Source organism: Pantoea sp. SGAir0180 (genome assembly GCF_043546245.1).
Genome location: NZ_CP028072.1, coordinates 39,576 through 59,231, shown reverse-complemented (window position 1 = coordinate 59,231; position 19,656 = coordinate 39,576). Strand labels below are relative to the sequence as shown.

The 19,656-nt window shown below is 55.2% G+C and carries 20 protein-coding genes and 1 riboswitch; of the genes, 4 read left to right on the top strand and 16 right to left on the bottom strand.

The annotated features are described in order from the left end of the window. Positions 1-21 precede the first annotated feature (21 nt). A complete protein-coding gene (locus C1N58_RS20910) occupies positions 22-732 on the top strand; it encodes an SDR family oxidoreductase (RefSeq protein ID WP_394564939.1) in 711 nt (236 codons plus the stop codon). 197 nt (positions 733-929) lie between these two features. Here C1N58_RS20910 and uca read toward each other — a convergent pair whose 3' ends face one another. From uca to C1N58_RS20880, 6 genes are all read right to left on the bottom strand, one after another. After that, the gene (gene uca / locus C1N58_RS20905) at positions 930-4,532 is read right to left on the bottom strand and encodes an urea carboxylase (RefSeq protein ID WP_394564938.1); all 3,603 of its coding nucleotides are present in this window, start codon (positions 4,530-4,532) and stop codon (positions 930-932) included. 111 nt (positions 4,533-4,643) lie between these two features. Further along, the gene (locus C1N58_RS20900) at positions 4,644-5,279 is read right to left on the bottom strand and encodes an urea amidolyase associated protein UAAP2 (protein WP_039339340.1); all 636 of its coding nucleotides are present in this window, start codon (positions 5,277-5,279) and stop codon (positions 4,644-4,646) included. A 10-nt stretch (positions 5,280-5,289) separates the two neighbouring features. Continuing rightward, positions 5,290-6,018, bottom strand: coding sequence for an urea amidolyase associated protein UAAP1 (locus tag C1N58_RS20895; RefSeq protein ID WP_164483357.1), 729 nt, complete (start codon positions 6,016-6,018; stop codon positions 5,290-5,292). Continuing rightward, entirely contained in the window at positions 6,015-6,797 is a 783-nt protein-coding gene (locus C1N58_RS20890) for an ABC transporter ATP-binding protein (RefSeq protein ID WP_205954640.1), read from the bottom strand. The genes C1N58_RS20895 and C1N58_RS20890 overlap by 4 nt, the downstream gene beginning before the upstream one ends. Further along, entirely contained in the window at positions 6,794-7,609 is an 816-nt protein-coding gene (locus C1N58_RS20885) for an ABC transporter permease (RefSeq protein ID WP_110268551.1), read from the bottom strand. Before C1N58_RS20885 ends, C1N58_RS20890 begins: the two co-directional genes overlap by 4 nt. Positions 7,610-7,633: 24 nt before the next feature. Further along, a complete protein-coding gene (locus C1N58_RS20880; protein WP_058708848.1) occupies positions 7,634-8,692 on the bottom strand; it encodes a putative urea ABC transporter substrate-binding protein in 1,059 nt (352 codons plus the stop codon). Positions 8,693-8,747: 55 nt separating this feature from the next. Then, positions 8,748-8,846: riboswitch (guanidine-I (ykkC/yxkD leader) on the bottom strand. 354 nt (positions 8,847-9,200) lie between these two features. Between C1N58_RS20880 and C1N58_RS20875 the strand changes: the two genes are divergently transcribed. After that, on the top strand, positions 9,201-9,860 hold the full coding sequence (locus tag C1N58_RS20875; RefSeq protein WP_058708927.1) for a DUF1345 domain-containing protein: 660 nt from the start codon (positions 9,201-9,203) through the stop codon (positions 9,858-9,860). Positions 9,861-9,954: 94 nt separating this feature from the next. On the opposite strand, the gene C1N58_RS20870 is transcribed toward C1N58_RS20875, so the two are convergent. Next, positions 9,955-10,176 carry a hypothetical protein gene (locus tag C1N58_RS20870; protein ID WP_033742263.1) on the bottom strand — a complete coding sequence of 74 codons (222 nt, stop codon included), beginning with the start codon at positions 10,174-10,176 and terminating at the stop codon, positions 9,955-9,957. Between the two features lie 955 nt (positions 10,177-11,131). Between C1N58_RS20870 and C1N58_RS20865 the strand changes: the two genes are divergently transcribed. Further along, positions 11,132-11,488 (top strand): cupin domain-containing protein, encoded by a 357-nt coding sequence (locus C1N58_RS20865; protein ID WP_164483355.1) that lies wholly within the window; start codon positions 11,132-11,134, stop codon positions 11,486-11,488. Between the two features lie 44 nt (positions 11,489-11,532). Here C1N58_RS20865 and C1N58_RS20860 read toward each other — a convergent pair whose 3' ends face one another. The 6 genes from C1N58_RS20860 to C1N58_RS20835 form a co-directional block, all read right to left on the bottom strand. Next, positions 11,533-12,225 carry an aspartate/glutamate racemase gene (locus tag C1N58_RS20860; protein ID WP_006122091.1) on the bottom strand — a complete coding sequence of 231 codons (693 nt, stop codon included), beginning with the start codon at positions 12,223-12,225 and terminating at the stop codon, positions 11,533-11,535. Between the two features lie 95 nt (positions 12,226-12,320). Next, positions 12,321-13,556 (bottom strand): protein-disulfide reductase DsbD family protein, encoded by a 1,236-nt coding sequence (locus C1N58_RS20855; protein ID WP_006122090.1) that lies wholly within the window; start codon positions 13,554-13,556, stop codon positions 12,321-12,323. A gap of 23 nt (positions 13,557-13,579) precedes the next feature. Beyond that, a complete protein-coding gene (locus C1N58_RS20850; protein ID WP_033742266.1) occupies positions 13,580-14,143 on the bottom strand; it encodes a peroxiredoxin in 564 nt (187 codons plus the stop codon). 213 nt (positions 14,144-14,356) lie between these two features. Then, positions 14,357-14,890: a DUF4865 family protein gene (locus C1N58_RS20845; protein ID WP_033742267.1), complete on the bottom strand. Its 534-nt coding sequence runs from the start codon at positions 14,888-14,890 to the stop codon at positions 14,357-14,359. A gap of 11 nt (positions 14,891-14,901) precedes the next feature. Then, positions 14,902-15,309, bottom strand: coding sequence for a tautomerase family protein (locus tag C1N58_RS20840; RefSeq protein ID WP_277284808.1), 408 nt, complete (start codon positions 15,307-15,309; stop codon positions 14,902-14,904). Between the two features lie 9 nt (positions 15,310-15,318). Then, on the bottom strand, positions 15,319-15,633 hold the full coding sequence (locus C1N58_RS20835; RefSeq protein ID WP_394551229.1) for a carboxymuconolactone decarboxylase family protein: 315 nt from the start codon (positions 15,631-15,633) through the stop codon (positions 15,319-15,321). Positions 15,634-15,736: 103 nt separating this feature from the next. Here C1N58_RS20835 and C1N58_RS20830 point away from each other — a divergent pair, with 103 nt between their 5' ends. Next, positions 15,737-16,612, top strand: coding sequence for a LysR substrate-binding domain-containing protein (locus C1N58_RS20830; protein WP_394564937.1), 876 nt, complete (start codon positions 15,737-15,739; stop codon positions 16,610-16,612). A 388-nt stretch (positions 16,613-17,000) separates the two neighbouring features. On the opposite strand, the gene C1N58_RS20825 is transcribed toward C1N58_RS20830, so the two are convergent. Genes C1N58_RS20825 through C1N58_RS20815 form a run of 3 tightly spaced genes read right to left on the bottom strand, consistent with a single transcriptional unit; the run spans position 17,001 to position 19,652 of the window. Further along, positions 17,001-17,909, bottom strand: coding sequence for a metallophosphoesterase (locus tag C1N58_RS20825; protein WP_033742271.1), 909 nt, complete (start codon positions 17,907-17,909; stop codon positions 17,001-17,003). Between the two features lie 10 nt (positions 17,910-17,919). Further along, positions 17,920-18,738 carry a carbohydrate ABC transporter permease gene (locus C1N58_RS20820; protein ID WP_394564936.1) on the bottom strand — a complete coding sequence of 273 codons (819 nt, stop codon included), beginning with the start codon at positions 18,736-18,738 and terminating at the stop codon, positions 17,920-17,922. Next, entirely contained in the window at positions 18,735-19,652 is a 918-nt protein-coding gene (locus C1N58_RS20815; protein WP_394551235.1) for a carbohydrate ABC transporter permease, read from the bottom strand. The genes C1N58_RS20820 and C1N58_RS20815 overlap by 4 nt, the downstream gene beginning before the upstream one ends. Positions 19,653-19,656 lie beyond the last annotated feature (4 nt).

Below are 19,656 nucleotides of genomic sequence, written 5' to 3'. Positions count from 1 at the left end.
AATATTAAAGGGGCAGTAATCATGATAACCGGCGCATCGTCGGGCATTGGTGCAGCAACCGCCCGGGCGGCTGCACAATCCGGCGCGCAGGTGGTACTTATCGCGCGGCGTAAAGAACGCATTAGCGCGCTGGCGCAAACGTTGGGAAACGCCATAGCGATAGCCTGTGATGTGACGCGTCATGATGAGATTACCAACGCCGTTCAGACCACGCTTAGCCATTTTGGGCGCATTGACGCGTTAATCAACAATGCGGGGCAAGGGCTGCATGGTGCCATTGACACGATCGGCAGTGAGGACTTCATGGCACTGCTGGACGTAAATCTGGTTGCGCCACTCAGGATGATGCAGGCGGTCCTAGCCGCGATGCGTCAGCAAGGACGCGGCAGCATTATTAATGTCAGCTCAGGTGCAACGCTGGCAACCTATCCAGGCTCTGCGGCCTATACCAGCGCGAAAGCCGGACTGAATATGCTTTCACGTGTTGCCCGTCTGGAGCTGGCTTCTGAGGGGATCACGGTATCGACTTTCTATCCCTTTGTGACCGCGACAGAATTTTACCAGTCCGTTAAATCAGGCCGTGAGCAGGCCAGCGCGCAGGAAAAAGAGATTGCCGCCTTTGCGCATTCACCTGAAAAAGTCGCTGAAAGTCTGTTAATGCTACTTGAGAGCGGGGATGCCGAGCAGGATCTGGTGCCGGAAGCTTATGGTGGCAGCGTCCGCGACGCGTAAAAGGCCGGGAATACGCATCACCTTTACAGCCGCTTTTGTTTAGCAAACAGCGCGCCGATAACATGCCAGAGCGCATGGCTTTCGGCGCGCATGTGCACGAGCCATACCTGCTTCGCGCCTCTGCCAGACGGAGATCACCAACGAGCGTGATCAGCCCCGGCGGTAATCGCTATCCGGGGCCCGAAACCGCTCCCGCTTCAGACGTTCTCTTCCCTTATCACCGCAACCCGCTGTCCCGTGCGCACAGCACTGCCTGGCTGCACGTTTATCTGCTGAATGATGCCGTCGCACGGCGCCAGCAGCGGAATCTCCATTTTCATGGATTCCAGCACGACCAGCACATCCCCCGCACGCACGCGACTTCCCGCCGTGGTTTGCACCTGCCAGAGATTGCCGGAAACCGGGCTTTCGACGCCCTGTTCGTCCTGCTGTAATGACCTATCGCCGCCCTCTTCCACCACGCTTTCCTGGCTGTCGAAATGAGCCTGCCCGCTGGCGATCCAGCGATCGCGTTCCGCATTAAACGCCTTTTGCTGATGGTCACGAAACGCCGCGATGCTCTGCGCCTCCTGAGCAAGAAACTGCTGATAATCGCTTAACCGCAGCGTGCTGTGCTCAATGCGCAGCGGATAGCGTCCCAGTGGAAAATCGCGGCGGATTTGCATCAGTTCCCCGGCGGATACGGGGTAAAAACGCAGTTGATCGAAGAAGCGCAGTAGCCAGGGTTTTCCGGCAAAATCGATGACGTCGCGATAGCGGTTCCACATCTGAAGCGTGCGGCCCACAAACTGATAGCCACCGGGCCCTTCCATACCGTAAACGCACAGGTAAGCCCCACCGATACCGACCGAATTTTCAGCCGTCCAGGTACGCGCCGGATTATATTTTGTGGTGACAAGACGATGGCGCGGATCCAGCGGTGTCGCTACCGGCGCGCCAAGATAGACATCGCCCAGCCCCATAACCAGGTAGCTGGCTTCAAATACCGTTTTCCAGACCGCCTGCTCGTCAGGCAGATCGTTAATCCGACGAATAAACTCCAGGTTGCTGGGGCACCACGGCGCATCAGGACGTACCGTAGTCATGTATTTTTCAATCGCCTGACGGCAGGCGGGATCGTCCCAGGAAAGCGGCAGATGCACCACGCGCGTCGGCACCTGCAGATCATCATGCATACAAACTGCGAGCCACTCGCCGCGCACCCATGCCAACAGCGCGTCATGGATGAGAATTTCAGGCTGAAAATGGATTTGCAGCGAACGGATCCCCGGCGTGATATCAATCACCCCGTCTTTTGCATGCGCTTCCAGCGCCTGCATCAGGGCATGAATGCGAAAACGCAGAACCAGGTCCAGTTCCGGCTCCCCGGCTTCGAGGAGCAGATGCGTATCGCCCGAAAGCCGCGCCACCAGGCGCTTATCGGCCTCGCCGCAGGTCATAACAATCGGCGAGGTCAGCGGCGCAGGTTGCCAGGCCGTCTCCTGCGCGCAGAGCGTTGCCAGCGCCTGGCGTTGCTCCCGGGCCAGCTGACGCGCGGTGGGCAAATCCACTGCGGTAAAGCGCACGTTATCACCGGCTTTCAGTTGCCCCAGTTGCCAGAGGTCGGCTTCTATAACCGTGACCGGACAAACGAAGCCTCCCAGACTGGGTCCATCCGGGCCCAGAATTACCGGCATATCGCCGGTAAAATCAACCGCGCCAATAGCGTAGGGGTTATCGTGAATATTCGACGGGTGCAGTCCGGCTTCGCCGCCGCTGTCGCGGCTCCAGTCAGGCTTAGGTCCAATCAGACGAACGCCCGTGCGACTGGAGTTGAAATGCACTTCCCAGTCCGTGGCAAAAAAGGTGGCGATATAGTCCGGCGTAAAAAACTCCGGCGCGCCATGGGGGCCATAAATCACCCGCAAGGTGCGGACCTGCGGAAGATTCGTACGCAAAGCCAGAGGAAGTTTCGTGCCCGCCTGCGCCGTCTGCGGTGCCAGGTGCAGGATATCACCGCTGCGCAGGGCGCGTCCGGCATGACCACCAAACTGGCCGAGCGTAAAGGTGCTTTTGCTGCCTAAATATGTTGGCACCTGAATACCGCCGCTCAGGCAAAGATAGCTTCGCACGCCCGCACCGTTTACGGCACCCAGCTTCAGCGTTGCTCCGGCGGATATCGTAAACACACAATCCATCGGCGCGGGCTGGCCATCCAGGGTAGCGCTCAGCGATGCACCGCAAATCACCGCCTCAATGGCGGTGTTAAATTTTAGGATGGGTCCGGTGAGGGTGATTTCCAGCGCGGCTTCGCCCTCCTCATTCCCCAGCAGCCGGTTGCCTGAACGCAGGGCGCGATCATCCATCGGCCCGGATGGCGGTACGCCGACTGCCCAGTACCCCAGACGGCCTGGGTAATCCTGAACGCTGGTTTGCGTACCGGCACTCAGCACCTCAACTGTCGCCGCCTGATAACACAGCTGCTCAAGACAACGGGTCCAGGGTTCTCCGTGGACAAAGGGCGCAAACGCCAGGATTTGCTGCAGATAGAGGCGATTGGTTTCAACACCGTACAAACGCGTCTCCCCCAGCGCCTGCGAAAGCGTGGCAATGGCCTCATCGCGGCTGGGCCGCCAGGCGATCATTTTTGCCAGTAGCGGATCAAAAAACGGCGGCACTTCACAACCGGCTTCAACCCAGTGATCAATGCGCAGGCTGGCATTCTCGGTTTCGGGAAAGGCCACCTCCGTGAGCAGTCCGGGGGAGGGCTGAAACTGCCGTCCCGGATCTTCCGCATAAATCCGTGCCTGAACAGCATGGCCCTGTGGTTGAAGCCCCGAGGCCAGCTCACGCAGCGGCGGCAAGGTGCCCGCCGCCAGTTCAATCATCCATTTCACCAGGTCAACGCCCCAGACCTGTTCCGTTACGCCATGCTCTACCTGAAGGCGGGTATTGACCTCCAGGAAGTAAAACTGGCGGGCGACGCTGTCATAAACAAACTCCACCGTGCCCGCACTGCGATAGTTTACCGCTTTACCCAGCGCAACCGCCGCCTCGCACAGCGCCTGCGCCATTCCTTCGGGCAGATTGGGCGCGGGGGTTTCTTCGATGACCTTTTGATTACGCCGCTGCACCGAGCAGTCACGCACGCCCAGCGCGATAACCTCACCCTGCCCGTCGCCGAAAATCTGCACCTCAAGGTGGCGCGCCCGTTCGATATAGTTTTCGAGAAACACGCCGGCGTCGCTGAAGTTGTTTTGCCCCAGCCGCTGTACCGTATCGAACGCGTCGGCCAGCTCGTGCGCATCGCGGCAAACGCGCATGCCAATTCCGCCGCCGCCCGCGGTGCTTTTCAGCATCACCGGATAACCGACTGTCCCGGCGACACGGCAGGCTTCGGCGGCATCGGCCAGTAATTCGCTGCCTTCCAGTAAGGGCACACCTTCGGCTTTCGCCAGGGCCCGGGCCGTGTGCTTCAGGCCAAAGGTTCGCAACTGCTGCGGCGTTGGGCCGACAAAAATCAGTCCTGCGGCCTCACAGGCTTCCGCGAACGCGGCATTTTCAGAGAGAAAACCGTAGCCCGGATGAATGGCCTGTGCGCCACTTTGCTGCGCTGCGGCGATAATTTTTTCGGCGACCAGATAGGTTTGCGCCGCCGGGCCGTCGCCAAGGCTTAACGCTTCATCCGCGTCGCGAATATGCAGGCTACCGAGATCGGCTTCGGCGTACACAGCCACACCCTTCACCTGCATGGCACGTAGGGTGCGCAAAATGCGGCAGGCAATCGCGCCACGGTTGGCAATCAGTAAGGTATCAAACATAAGCGGAACTCTCAGGGAAGCGGGCCGTCCCGCACAAAGTCGATATGTCCCCTGGGGCCGTCCCCGGGGCTGATGTTGTTCAGGCGCGCGTAACGCTCAGCCGCGCCGGACTCAGTTCCACACCAGTACCTCGGCGGGTGTAGGGTTCCAGCCGTTGCAGGGGTTGTTTAACTGCGGACAGTTAGAGATCAAAACCACCGCATTACACTCAGCACGCAGTTCAACGTATTTACCGGCCGCAGAGATGCCGTCCTCAAAGGTCAGTCCCCCTTGCGGGGTAACAGGGACATTCATAAAAAAGTTGATGTTGGCACCGATATCGCGTTTATGCAGACGGCCATCGTGCAGACAGGCACAGAGAAAATTATCCCGGCAACTGTGCATATAGCGCTTGTCATGGGCATAGCGCACAGTATTACTTTCCTGCGCACAAGCCCCACCCAACGTATCGTGACGGCCGCAGGTATCGGCGACAATAGTCAGCAACGGATTGCCCAGATTGGAATAGAGTACGCTGCCGGTGGTCAGGTAAGCCTTACCCTGACGGCGTAGTGTACGTTGAGGATCGTAACGTTCACGCGGGTTATCCGCGTTGTAAAACAGCGTATCGATCGCCTGATTCCCTTCCAAATCGAGCAGACGCAGTGTTTGCCCTTTTTTAACCTCAAACAGCCAGGGCTCTCCCGCCGGGATCACGTGACGGTACACGGCATCTTCAGGGCGGCGGTCGCTGGAAATCATGGTCATCACTGCCTCCTTACAGGGCAAAAAGTTGGGTATTGCGAATCGCGCGCTGGTTTTCATCGCGGATAAACAACGCTTCGGTAGCGGCCTGTTCGTCATCCGCCTGATACCAGCTCAGCTGAATGGGGCGCGGGGCATAGTCCGGGGCAGGATCCATCGGATGCGGCAGCACGGTCAAAACGATCAGAACGTCCATAGGGGCAAACAACTCAACAAAATCCCCTGCGCGACTGTTCGCTGTGATGAAGTGAAAGTGGCCATCTTCATCTACAGTGACTTTGCTGAAGAAGTTAACGACCATGAGCAGATCTTCCAGACCCAAATCCCATTTGCCCATTTCGACCAACAGATTATCGACGCCGTTACGATGGAAGCCATTCCGCAGCTCCTGATAGCGCCCCGTGCCATATTTTTCGTGCGTTTCTGCCGCGTTCAGTACGCCACCAAACGGGTCGTGCCAGCCACAGCTGTCCGCCACGATTCCGGCGAGTACGCGGCCCATATCGGAGTAGAAACAGTGCCCGGTGGTGAGCCGGGCAGTATGCTGACCCTTTAGCGTATCCGGCAGATTCAGGCGTTCACTTTTTTCGTGGGGATTGAGCATCATCATGCTGACGTTAGCGCCGCCGTCGAGATCGGTAAGGCGCAGGATCTGTCCTTTACGCAGAATGAGTGAGGTATGCGCCCCGCCGGGAAGCCGCTCTTCGCGCAGGCTGGGAGCCGAGTGAAAACGTGCGGTCATTGCTGTCTCCTTAATGCATAAACGTTGTCTTTACTGTCTGCCATCAGTTGTGCCATTCGCGCCTCATTAAGCGGAATATCGTAAGTAATACGTGCGCCCCAGGCATCAGGGGCCTGGGGATCGTGACGGACTTTGTCGAATACCAGTAGCCGGGTGCCCAGGTTGAAGCCTTCGGCAAGATCGTGAGTGACCATAAACACCGTCATACGGGTTTCACTCCATAGTTGAAGCAACAGCGCATGCATATCTTTGCGAATGCCGGGATCCAGTGCGCCAAAAGGTTCATCAAGCAACAGCACGCGCGGTTGCATGATGAATGCCTGGGCAATCGCCAGCCTTTGCTGCATGCCGCCGGAGAGCTGCGCCGGATATTTATCCAGCGCATTTCCCAGCCCCACCTTCTCCAGCATCGCGCGCGCCTGCTGGCGGGCCTCGCGTTTCCGGGCACCAAACAGGCGGCCAAACAGCGGGGAAGCAGGTAACTCAAGTCCCGTCGCGACGTTATCCAGGACGTTGAGATGGGGAAACACGGAGTAGCGCTGAAACACGACGCCGCGGCTACGGTCTGGTTCTGTTGCCAGAGCCTGGCCATCCAGCGTGATCTCTCCCCGGGTAGGTTTCTCCTGACCCAGCAGCAGGCGTAAAAATGTCGACTTTCCGCAGCCCGATGCACCGACCAGGGAGCAGAATTCACCCTCTTTAACCTGTAAATTGATACGCTCCAGCACCACATGATCGCCGTACTCCTGCCAGATATTCCTGATGCTGATAAAACTCATTTCCGGCCTCCTTCCGCCCAGGGGAAACAGGCGTTGTGCAACCTGCGCAGGCCCAGATCCATCAGCCATGCCAGCAGCGTGATCCAGATGACATAAGGAATAATCACATCCATCGCCATGTAACGCCGTACGAGGAAAATGCGATAGCCGAGCCCGGCGGTCGCCGAAATCGCTTCAGAAGAGATTAAAAACAGCCAGGCCGATCCCAGCAGCAGACGTAGCGAGGTAATAAGCCGCGATAACAGCTGCGGCAGGACAACCCGCAGCACAACCGTCCAGCTATTCGCCCCCAGGGTTTGCGCTTTGATAAAGAGTTCTGCCGGGATTTCCCGCGCCCGGTGTTCAAGATCGCGCGCGAGCATCGGCGTAATGCCAATGACGATAAGCATCACTTTTGACAACTCATCCAGGCCGAAAACAATAAACAGCACGGGCAGAATCGCCAGCGGCGGAATCATCGAGACAACCGTCAGCAGGGGTGACAGGGCGGCGCGGGACAGCGGGAACACCCCTGCGGCGATACCCAGACACAGGCCGATCAACGAGGAGAGCGCCAGCCCCAGCAGCAGGCGGCTCAGGCTGGTAAACGTATCGGTCCACAGCAGGTATTCACCACTGCGCTTATCCGGCGTGAAAGCCATCCGGTCAATGGCATCAATCATCTGCGACAGGCCGGGCAGCAGTTTGTCCTGCGGATTGGCTTCGAGCCGCACCGCGGACCCGATAAACCAGGCGGCGATAATCAGCACGAAGGGCAACAGCATTAGCGTCAGGCGCATGCCCTGGCGGGGATAGCGGTTGATGAGGCGCATGGCACGAACTCCCGTGGTCAGTGGTTACAACTTGCCCGCGGCGGCCAGTTTCAGATAGCTGTCGTCGAAGCGCAGCTTGCTGTTAGCCCTGTCGCCAATGGTGACGTTGCCCGGGAACGTCATGCCGATAAAGTCAGCGCTCTGTGCGCCCTGACCCAGCAGCCCTTTATCAAAGGAGAATGTCGCCACGCGCTGCATGGTTTTTGGTAATTCCGGGGAAGAAATAAAGGCCAGCGTTTCGGCAGGTGTCCAGAACAGGTGGGTCGTTTTCAGCTGGGCCTGATAGCCCGCAAGGTCGGTACCGGAATCAGCAGCCATCTCACTCAGCACTTTTGTATCGCCTGCGTGCATTTTTGCCATCATTTCAAACCAGGCTCCGGTCAGCGCTTTGCCGAGAGCCGGGTTATCTTTCAGCGTCTGGGTGTTCACCACCATCATGTCGATGAGTTCACCGGGGACCTGGGAGGAGCTGAACACTTCAGTGGTTTGTGGTGTCTTTTTGATGACGGACAGTTGCGGGTTCCAGGCGACCACCGCCCGCACGTTGCTGGTGCCAAAGGCCGAGACGATATCCGCATCCGAGGTATTGACGACCTTCACGTCCTTTTCCTGCAGTCCGGCTTTTTCCAGTCCGCGAACCAGAAGATAGTGCGATACCGACAACTCAGGTAAATAGACCGACATGCCCTTCAGGTCGCTGAGTTTTTTATTCACCCCTTTCAGGACTATACCGTCGTTGCCATCGGAATAGCTGCCGGTGATCAGCGCAGTCGAATCCACGCCGCCTGCCGCCGGGATAGTCAGCGCATCCATATTAGTCATGGTGCAGCCGTCAAACTGCCCCGCTGTATACTGGTTAATGGATTCGATGTAGTCGTTGAGTTGAACGATATTGATTTTGATGCCGTATTTGCTGGCCCATTTATCAATAATTTTTTCATTACTGATGGTGCCCCAGGGCATCCAGCCCGCATAGATCGTCCAGCAGATGTTGAATTCTTTTTTGACCGCGGCGAAGGAAGGAAAGCTAATCAGCAAGATCAGTGACAGCAAAAGCGTGCGGATGAACGACGTTGTTTTCATGGTTAACCTCTGGTTGGCACAAAAAAGGAGCAGCGCGACACCTCAGGGTGCTGCTGTCTCCCGGGCTTTTGTCCCGCCGTGTAACCTCGCAGAGGTCGCCAGCTCTCGGACCAGACATTCACCTGCGTGAACCGGAACCCTAGCCAGCTATTGCTATCAGATTATGTGTTGCGCTGCGTACTGTTCACAGTTTTGCAATTGACGTGCCAGAAATCATATTGCCAGAAATCAGGCAATTACCCGATTTTCAGGCCGCTAAGCACCAGAATGATGAGTAATGAATGTGCGTTGCACATTCTCGGTGCCGGTACAGAACAGAAAGACGAAATGGGATGACATTGCACATAACCGCATCTGTTAGGTTCGGTAGCTGGGGCATTTGACTCAGAGTTGAATGTCATCATCATCCCATCCACAACGCAGGGTAAATCTCGTGCTTTTTTTACGGCAGGATAATCCGGAATACACTAGAGTTAACTGATTCAATTACCAGTAAAAACCCATGACCATGCACTCTTCCTTTGGCTCAAATCTTTTCGCCCGGTTGCGCCTGCTCATCTCTGTCGTTGCGGGTATCGTCTGCTATTTTTTACTGCCCGAACAGTTGGGGCAAATGCAGCGACTGTTGATAAGCTGGAACGTGCTGGCGTGGCTCTATCTTTGGTTTATCTGGTTTCGTATGTTACGCACTGCGCCTGATCAGATTAAACGAATCGCCCGGATGCAGGATCAAAGTGCCGCACTGGTACTGGGGCTGGTGATTGTAGCCTGTACGATCAGTATGGTGGCCATTATGAGTGAGCTTCCCACGCTGAAAAGCCTGACGGGCACACCGCGGGCCCTGCATTTGCTTCTGACCGCCATAACGCTCATCGCCTCCTGGGCTTTACTGCCCAGCGCGTTTGCCATGCATTATGCACACCAGCACTATTTGCATCGTAGCAGCAGCGTTACCCCGATGATCTTTCCAGAGAAACCTGCGCACCCGGCTTACTGGGATTTTCTCTATTTCTCTTTTACCATCGCGGTGGCTTCTCAGACCGCCGATGTGGCAACGGGCACAACAGAAATGCGAAAACTCGCCCTGCTGCAGTCGGTCATCTCTTTTATCTTTAATCTGACGATTCTGGGGTTATCTGTAAACGTGGCCGCCAGCCTGCTGAGCTAACGTGCGTCACGAAAGGGAGAGAAGAGATTACCTGCGGTGAAAGCCTGATCTGCCCTACACCTGTCCGCTGACGGACGGTGTAGGGAGGCGAGATTTACTGCTGCCCTTGCTGCTTAGCATCCGCCTCTTTTTGTTTTTTCTTCGCCATATGATGCCCAACCGCACAGCCAGCCGCCGCACCCGCTGCACCGTGGTTTTTCATATGCCCGGCAACGCCACCGACGGCTGCACCTTTCAGGCACCCTTTCGCTTCGACCTGAGTACTCATTGCCATGAGCAGACCTGCGGTAATAACAACAATCGAAAGTTTATGCATCAATTTGACTCCGTAACGATTATGAAAATGATTTACCTTTATTGAGCGTAGCGATGTTGTACGTTTTTGCCGTTCAGGTTCTGTTACGTTTATGCGACGTTTAACTTTCATTAAAAATCTTATTTCGCCGCAAGGCGAAAAAATCAACAGACGGATAAAGTCGGCGAGAACGGGCATGGTTAAGCCTGGCGGAAAAAGCGATTAACCGGGATCGAAACCCATCTCAACGCTACCTGTTGCGAAATAAGCCTGTCTGTTTTGCTTTAAAAAACAGTCAAAGCATGCTCAGAATACGTGACTTAAATCAGGCTGCGATCCCACGGCGTCTGGCAGGTGAGATGACATCGTAACTGCCTGCATTCACAAGAAAAAACGCCGGATGCGCCGCCCGCTCTGGATAACCTGGCTTGCTGGTGTTTAATTCAGGAGAATGACATACCGCAAATAATAGCGCCTTAAGCTTTCGCCTCGTGCAATTACAGGTATGTTCGATACCGTTTTTTGGTAAATCCTTAATCATCGTGATTGCGTCAAATAGAGTGATATCCGCTAAAGGGCTGTCATGACTAAAAGGGTTAATTCATCACCAGTGCCTTCTTCAAATCCATCCCGCGATTTTGTTTATTGCAGAACAGATAAACGAACCCGTTAACTATCGCCGGATACCGTTAAACGTGATCCTTCTTTTTTGTTGATAGCCCTACGCCAGTTTCAGTCCGACGATGTCGTGTGGCATTAAGTCGCAAAGTGTCGGGAAAACCGCACACTGCGCCCTTAGCCTCTGTACCGAACGCGCCGTGACCTTGCCAGGCATATTCTGCTTTAAAGACGACGGTGAATGAGCAGAAGTTTCATACGCAGGAAATTAAAACGCGCTTTGTTTTTCTGGTTTTGTTTACGCTAAGGGCAACGTGCAATGCCTGCCATAACCGTGACAATCGCTCAGGAAGAAAAAATGAAAGTACAAAAACTTGAACAACCTGCTTCGATCAGCACTCTCGAACCCTGGGGTACCGTTGAGGGATTACCTGGTTCACCTGAAATCGTGATCGCCGGGCTGCAGAAAGTCATCCCGGGTCATGAGAGTATTGATATGGGCATTTTTGAATGTTCGCCGGGCAGCTATCGTCGCGGCGTAAAGCAAGCGGAGATGATGCACTTCCTTTCCGGAACGGGATCTTTTACTGCTGATGGCGAAACACCACAGCATTTCAAACCCGGCGATACGTTGTTTTTTGAAGCAAATACGGAAGGCACATGGGTTATGGACACGACCATGCGTAAGCTCTACGTGATATTTGAAACCCCTTAATGACGCCAACGAACAGACTTTTTGGTTGCCCGTATAACGGACAATCAGGACAACATAAAGTCTACGGCATCACGGGCATGAAGGCTGGTGGTATCAAAGACAGGCAGAGCGCTTTGCGCCTCGGGAACCAGCAGGCCGATTTCCGTGCAGCCGAAAATCACCGCTTGCGCGCCCTGATCGCGCAGCTGCGTGATCACATCAAGATAATACTGGCGTGCGCTTTCGGTAAATTTTCCCATGCAGAGTTCATCAAAAATGATGTGATTGAGGGTGGCGCGCTGCTCCGCCTCCGGCACGATCGTGTTAATCGAAAACCGTTGCTGTAACCGCCCCAGATAAAAATCCTGCTCCATCGTATAGCGGGTGCCCAGCAAGGCGACTCGCGTCATCCCTCTGGCTGTTATCGCCCTGCCCGTGGCATCGGCAATGTGTAAAAAGGGAAGATTGCAGTGGGCTTCTATATCGTCGGCAACCTTGTGCATCGTATTGGTACACAGCACGATGGCTTCGGCCCCGGCAAGTGCCAGTCCCCGGGCGGCTTCACCCAACTGCTTGCCTGCCTGTGCCCAGTTGCCCTCACGCTGACAGACTTCAATATCGTGAAAATCGACGCTGTGTAACAGCAGTCGTGCCGAGTGTAATCCGCCCAGTCTTTCCCGAATACCTTCATTGATGAAGCGGTAATAAGGCAGCGTGGATTCCCAGCTCATCCCACCGATCAGTCCGATTGTTTTCATGTTCATCCTGTGTGCATGCCGTGCAGGTTCAGGCCCGCCTTATGCGTGCGCAGGCCTGAATGCAGGTTTAATGGTCTGCCGCAGCAATAAGGCCATCAGGTTTTTTTACCTTTTTCGCTGGCCTGCTGCAGTGCCGTGATGACGATGCCCGGGGTTAACACCTGCGGCAGAACGACAGGTTTTCCGCCATCCGCAGGGTAAACGACATACAGCGGCAATCCGCCGCGACCAAAGTCGCTGAGCGCCTGTTCGACATCAGGATTGTACTTCGTAGAGTCCGCAATCATATAGATGGTGTCAGTGCGCGCCATAGCTTGCTTAACCGCCTGCGTCGACAGGGAAGTGCGCTCGTTAACCTGACAGGTAATGCACCATGAGGCCGTAAAATTGACCAGAACGGGTTTGCCCTGACCTTTTATCGCCTCAACATTTTGAGGTGTCCATGCCACCGCGGCCGCGGCAACGGTATCGGGCGAATCCGGCGTTGTCGTGGCGGTTTTCAATGTTAACAACGGCGGAATTAACAGAACGACCATGGCGGCTGTAGCGATGTGTAATGCCCAGTGCCGCCTTCCCATCATCTGTCGCTTTTGCGCCATACCATACAGCCAGGCGGCAAAACTCAGCACCAGGCAGCATGTCAGAATGGCTGCCAGGGCTGTCGAACCCGCCTGACGCTCCAGTACCCAAATCAACCACCCCGCCGCCCCCAGCATGGGAAAGGCGAGCCCGTGTTTGAGCGTGATCATCCAGGCACCCGGCGCAGGTAGCAGGCGGGCAAACACAGGGAAAAAGGAAATTAGTGTGAACGGTGCTGCAAACCCCAGCGCCAGTGAAAGGAAAATAACCACACTGATAACGGGAGGTTGCGTAAAGGCATAGCCGATGGCGCTGGCCATAAACGGCGCGCTACAGGGCGTGGCGACGACGATGGCCAGCGCGCCGGTGAGTGCCGATCCGGTTAGCCCTCCCCGCTCGCCTCCGACTTCACCCGCCCGCTGAAGGGATAAGCCAACCTCAAACAGGCCGAACAGGTTGAGGGCCGATGCCACCATGATTAGCACCAGTAAGGCTATCACCAGCGGCGATTGCAACTGAAAACCCCAGCCGACGGAAGCGCCCCCCATTCTTGCCAGTAACAGCACACTGACCAGCAGCACCATCGTGACAACCACACCCACCAGAAAAGCCAGCCCTTCGGCTCGCGCATGTGCGGGTTGGGCATTGTGGCGCAGCAGACTCAGGGCCTTCAGCGAGATCACCGGGAATACACAGGGCATGAGATTAAGAATAATGCCGCCCAGAAACGCGGCGGCGATAGCAGTCAACATGATGGCGCTGTCCAGATGTGAGATTAAGCCGGATTAGCCTGACGGTATTTTTTCACGGCATCCAGGGTCTTCTGAATATGGGCCTCTGGATTTTTATCGGTGTAACTCAGCAAAATTTTGCCATCCGGCGCAATAACATACGATGTGCGGTCAGACAGAGTTTTGCCTTTCATTTCCATCGTACTTTTGTATTCGGCCGCCACTTTGGCACCCGGATCGGCGGCGACGGTGAACTTATCGCGACACTCAAGCTGAGAGAATTTCGCAATCTGATCGGTATTACCTGCGGTCACGCCAATTACCGTTGCGCCCTGCTTTTTAAACTCATCGGTTGCTTCCGCAAAAGCATGCGCTTCCAGCGTACAGCCGGCGCTGAACGCCGCCGGGAAGAAATAAAGTACAACCGGTCCTTTTTTCAGTGCCTGCTGTAAGGAGAAGGTCGTTTCTTTACCTGCCAGAGCCGCTTCCAGTTTAAAGTCCGGTGCGGTTTCTCCTGCGGCCAGCGCAGCAAACGCAGAAGTCACAGGCAGGCTTAACGCCAGCAGCGTCGCTGCCGTCAGCATTTTCAGGCGCTTCATTTGATGCATTCTTTTTCTCTCCATCGGCAAACAGGCAACAGTGCCTTATGCACATTAATACTAGATTCACTGGCAAAAAATGGAAATATTTAGCCGCATGGCCGGGCGGACAGAAAGGTCATGCACACGTACCCGGCAGATAAAATAAGATAGTCATATAACCGTTCTAATAGATATGCGGTTAGTAATATAAATGTGTGACAGAGCGTAACGGTCCGTCGGTCACGCCCGCGCTATATATCCGACCTGATAAGCGCGAGCCGGACAAGTGACGGCCTGCGGCGTTCGCCATAAGGTGAATGTCAGGCGCCGCCAGCCGCAGGCGTCCAGTGCGGACACCCGTGCCAGCGCGTTGTCCAGCGGCCGATGGTGAGTCAGTAGCGCGAGATCGCTGTAAGGTTGTACGGGGCTGATTTCACAGACGGCCCAACTCGCCTGGCTGATAGCCGTCGATATGTCGGCAGACAGCACCGGAAAGGTATCAATACGCGGCCAGCCAAAGGCCTGCGTCAACCTTTTGAACCCCTCGCTGGCTAAAAAGCGGTGCATACTGTCCGCATCCTGCCAGAGATAAAACGGGGCATAACTGTTTTCCTGGCCGTTCATATCGGCGCCCTTCTGCCAGGCGTAAAGAAAAGCTTTAAACAGCAGGCCTGGAAAGCCATCCATTTTTTTGCCGTTGTCAGCAATCCTGCGCTGAATGATTGTCATATCGTAGTCAGCGGGAAGAACAAAACGGTACTGCATCGCCAGCATATTTTTTCTCCTCAGCGTGATGAGATATCGGCCAGACTAAACACCTTGCCGTTGCCAAATGACCAGTCCTCGGGGTCACTGAAATTCACGACAACCATGACGTCAGCAGGATTAATGCCAATCGCCTTTACCAGACGCGCATTCAAATCTGCATAAAAAGCCTGCTTTTGTGCGAGGCTACGCGCTTTCCCTGCCGTAATGTGAAACAGAAGAAAGTCATCACTTCGGCCCGTCTGCGCGCTGCACAAATAGCGCCGATCAAAAATACGTGTATGCCGGTGATAACTGTCAAAGAACTGAAAACAATCCCCGTGCGGCACAGAAAAAGAGGTCTCGAGTGCGTCCTGTAACGCTGTGGAGATAGCCTCACGCCACTGTTCAATACGGTGTTCAGATATCGCAATACGACTGACGGGCATAGATATTCCTTACTCTGAGAGCGTGTTTTTAAAAACCGTGAGGGCGGAAACAGCCGCCGGCCAGCCGCAATAAAAGGCCAGGTGGGTCATCATTTCCGTGAGCTCAGCCTCAGAGAGGCCATTCTTGCGAGCCAGTTTCAGATGCCAGCTCAGTTGTTCGGGTCGGTTTAACGCAATAAGCGCACTGACAGTAATCAGACTTCTGTCTCGCGATGAAAGCCCGTCGCGCTGCCAGATATCGCCAAATAAAATGTCTTCACTCAACTCTGCCAGCCTGGGCGCGATCTCAGCCAGATTTTCGCGCGTTAACGGTATGGGGTTCATTTCTCTTTCCTTCTGGGGGTGTGATAAAAAGATAAAAGGCGGCGATGATTTATAAAATCAGAAATATTGGGACAAACAGTCCCGTTTTATGGGATGAATAAGAATGGCGAAAAGGCCCGTGACGTTTGATGCAGAAAGCCTGCGTACGTTTGTGACCGGTATTGAACTGGGGAGCTTTGCGTCTGCCGCGCAGCGCCTGGGCCGATCAACCTCGGCGGTGAGCGCTCAGCTAAAGAAACTGGAATACCAGGCGGGAGCAGCGCTGGTGCAGAAGTCAGGACGGCATCTGACGCTTACCGCGCAGGGCGAGATTATGCTTGCCTATGCGCGCAGGCTGATGAGCCTGAATGACGAAGCCTGTGCCGCCATCAAGGCCAGCGGGATTGGCGGAGAAGTGCGGCTGGGTTTGCAGGAAGATTTTGGCGAAACATTGCTGCCTGCCGTTCTGGGTCAGTTTTCACGTGCGCATCCCGACGTGCAAATTTCAGCATCCGTAAGCCGCAATCAGCGCTTACTGACCGCAATACGCCAGCACGAGATTGACGTCGCCCTCTGCTGGCAAGGCGAGGAGTCGACAGCGCACAGTCAGTCACTTGGCGCGTTGCCGCTCAACTGGATCAGCGCAAAGGGTTTTGATGTCCAGAGTCTGCTGGAGGCTAAACAACCACTACCCTTGCTGGTCTTTGACGCGCCCTGCCTTATGCGTAGCGCCGCCACTGCGGCGTTAGACAGGGCAAATATTCCCTGGCGCATTGCGTTCACCAGCCGCAGTCTGAGCGGAATATGGGCCGCCGCAGAGGCGGGGCTGGGTATTACCTTGCGGACACAGATGGGCTTACCATCTTCGCTAACGTTGCTGACATCAGCTCTGCCGGAGATGGGCACGATTGGCGTCAGCCTGCACTGTGCTGAAAAACCGTTATCCCCTGCAGCCGCATCACTCTGCGAGTCGATCAAAGCGCACTTTGCTGGCCTGTGACGGACCGGAACGCTTTACCTCAGGCGCGGCATCACTGGTGTGAGTCGCTAATCAGTGCGACGAATTCACCCCGCCAGATGAATGAACAAGGTGATAGTGGTGAAGAAACTGGGGGTTTTCCTTATTAGACTGCACGTTAATCTCTGCCCTGCTGCCGCTTCTCGTTACGCTGTCACGGATAGCACACACTTCTGGCGGGCCGATGAAAGCGGGTTTTCCGCGAAAAGGTATGTTCGCAGATTATCTGCTGCTAACGCTATTTTGCCGCGAAAGTTGATGCCGGCACCCTGGCAGGAAATCGTTAAAGTATGATGTAACTAAAATGCATAACACAGCGCTGTTCGCGTTTCCCCTGCATCAGACACGCTGAACCCGCACCCACAAAACGCTAGCCCCGGCTGATTTCTCCACCAAAACCGGACACCCTGAGTTGGTCACCCGTGATATCAACCCACGCAAAGGGCACCGCTGTGGGGCCATCCAGCATGCCTTTCAGGGTGAAAAATTCCGTCCCGTCGATACAGGCATAACCTCCACGATGATCGTGCCCGGCAAAACAGGCGCGTACGCGATAACGTGTGAATAACGCCACCAGCGCGGGGGCATTCATCAGGCGGTGCGTGGTTACGGGTGCCAGCGGATAGTGGCCAAAAACAATCACGCTTTCCCGTGACTGTTGGGCAGCCTGTAGCTGCTGTTCAATCCAGTTGAATTGTTGCCTGCCAACGGCACCGTTCCAGGGCTGCGCCTGAGGCTGTTGGTCATGTTGCAGTTGCGCTAACAAGGCTGCGGCCTCTTCACGATCGCGGCCGTTGAGGGTATTACAGTACAGGCTCATATCGTTGCCATCGTAAACAACAAAGCGCCAACCGTTAAAACGAAAAGCGTAATAGCCTTTGGGTAAGGGAGCCTGATTATCTAGTCGTTCAGCGATGGTCTGCGCATCATGGTTGCCCAGTACCACGGCATGCGGATGCTGTAACCGGGCAAACACCGGCAGTATGGCGGCATAGCTTTGCCAGTGGCGATCCACCAGATCGCCCAGCGTCACCACAAAATCCAGCGGCTCCGCGTTGAATGCCTTGATGGCCTGGCTGAGTTTATTAAGGCCATTGCGGTAGTAAAGATTATTGCTGATATCCGGGTCCACATCAGCATACTGAGGATCGGCAAGCAGACCAAAACGGATGCCATTATCTCTGACGGGCAACGCACGTAACGATGGCGGCTGATACAGCGACGCAATATCCGCCAGCAAGGTACGTTGTGACGGGCTGAGAGTGTGCGGCGTTAACATGTTATTTTCCTTACCGAATGCCTGCGCGCATAAATGACTGGATAAACTGGCGCTGGAACACCAGAAACAACAGCAACAGCGGCAGCGTTGTCATGATCGTTGCCGCCCCAATCAGTGCCCATTGCACGCCCTGCTCCGGTGCCGAAAATAACTGCAGTCCTACCGTCAACGGACGGACTTTTACAGAATCCGTAATAACCAGCGGCCACAGAAAATCATTCCAGTGGAAACTAATGGAGACCAGTGCAAAAGCGATATAGATTGGCCTGGCCAGCGGAATATAGATTTCGCGCAGGATATAAAACCGACTGGCGCCCTCTACAATGGCCGCTTCTTCCAGCACCACAGGGATGCTTTTAAAGGTCTGGCGCAGCAAGAAAATCGCAAATGCTGAAGCAAAATACGGCAAGGCAATGCCGGTCAACGTATCGCGCAAGCCCAGCGCACCAATGGTTTTGTAATTATTCAGGATCAGGACATCCGGGCTTATCATCAGCTGTAACAGGATAAGCGCGAACAGAAAACCCGAATATTTCAGGCGAAACCTGACCAGCGCGTACGCCGCCATCGTGGCCAGGATAAGCTGACACACCACAATCATGACCACCAGCAATATGGTATTCAGGAAATAGCGGCCAAAGGGCGCGGCGTGCCAGGCATCCGTGAAATTTTGTAGCGTCAGGGGTGCCCACAGCGAGAAGCTTCCCTGATCGGCCGCCGGGTGAACCGCTACCCACAACGCCACCAGTATCGGTAACAACCACAGCAGCGCCGCCAGCCAGATAACCATATTCAGGCACAGTCGGCCCGCAGAGAATTCAGGCTTCATTGATAGTGCGCTCGCTTATCCAACAGGGAAAATTTCAGCACCGCAATCAGGGCTAAAATCAGCAGCAATACGACGGTCATCGCCGCTGCCGCAGGGAGATCCCAGTAGCTGAATGCCGTACGGTAGATATAAAACAGCAACAGACTGCTGCTGTTGTCCGGGCCACCGTTGGTCATCGCAATCACCTGATCGACGATACGAAATGCATTCATTGAGGCATTAATCAGCACGAACAACGTCGTCGGCATCAGTAACGGCCACTGGACGCGGCGAAAAAAATACCCCTTTGACGCCCCTTCGATTTGTGCTGCTTCGCTGAGGCGCGGATCGAGCTGCTGTAACGCAGCCAGATAAAAAATCATAAAAAAACCAGCCTCGCGCCAGACAGAAACGGCCATCAGGCACCCGAGCGTCGTGCCGGGTTCGCCGAGCCAGTTAACCGGTGCGACAGAAAACAGCGCAAGCAGCTTATTCAGAAGTCCCAGCTGTGGTGTGTAGAAAAACAGCCACAGATTGGCGATGGCTATCATCGGCAGCAGAGAGGGAATAAAGAAGGCTGCACGCACAGCGGCGTTACCCGCCAGCCGTCGGTTAACGGCCAGGGCCATCAGTAACGCCAGGGAAACCGCAAGCGGTATAGTGATCAAGGCATACAACAGGTTATTCCACAGCGACCGGATAAACACATCATCATCCAGCAGCGCAGCGTAGTTATCCAGCCCAACAAAGTAGGCCGGATGACCTGCACGGGCAGCGCTGAACAGGCTTTCCCACACCGTTGCCAGCGCAGGATAATGGGTAAACAGCAGCAGAAAACCCAGCGCCGGTAAAATCAGCAAATAGCCACACAGCTGAAGTGAACCGCGCCGCACACGCGGTGCGGGCGTTGCTGTTGCCGCCATGTTCATCGCCATCCCC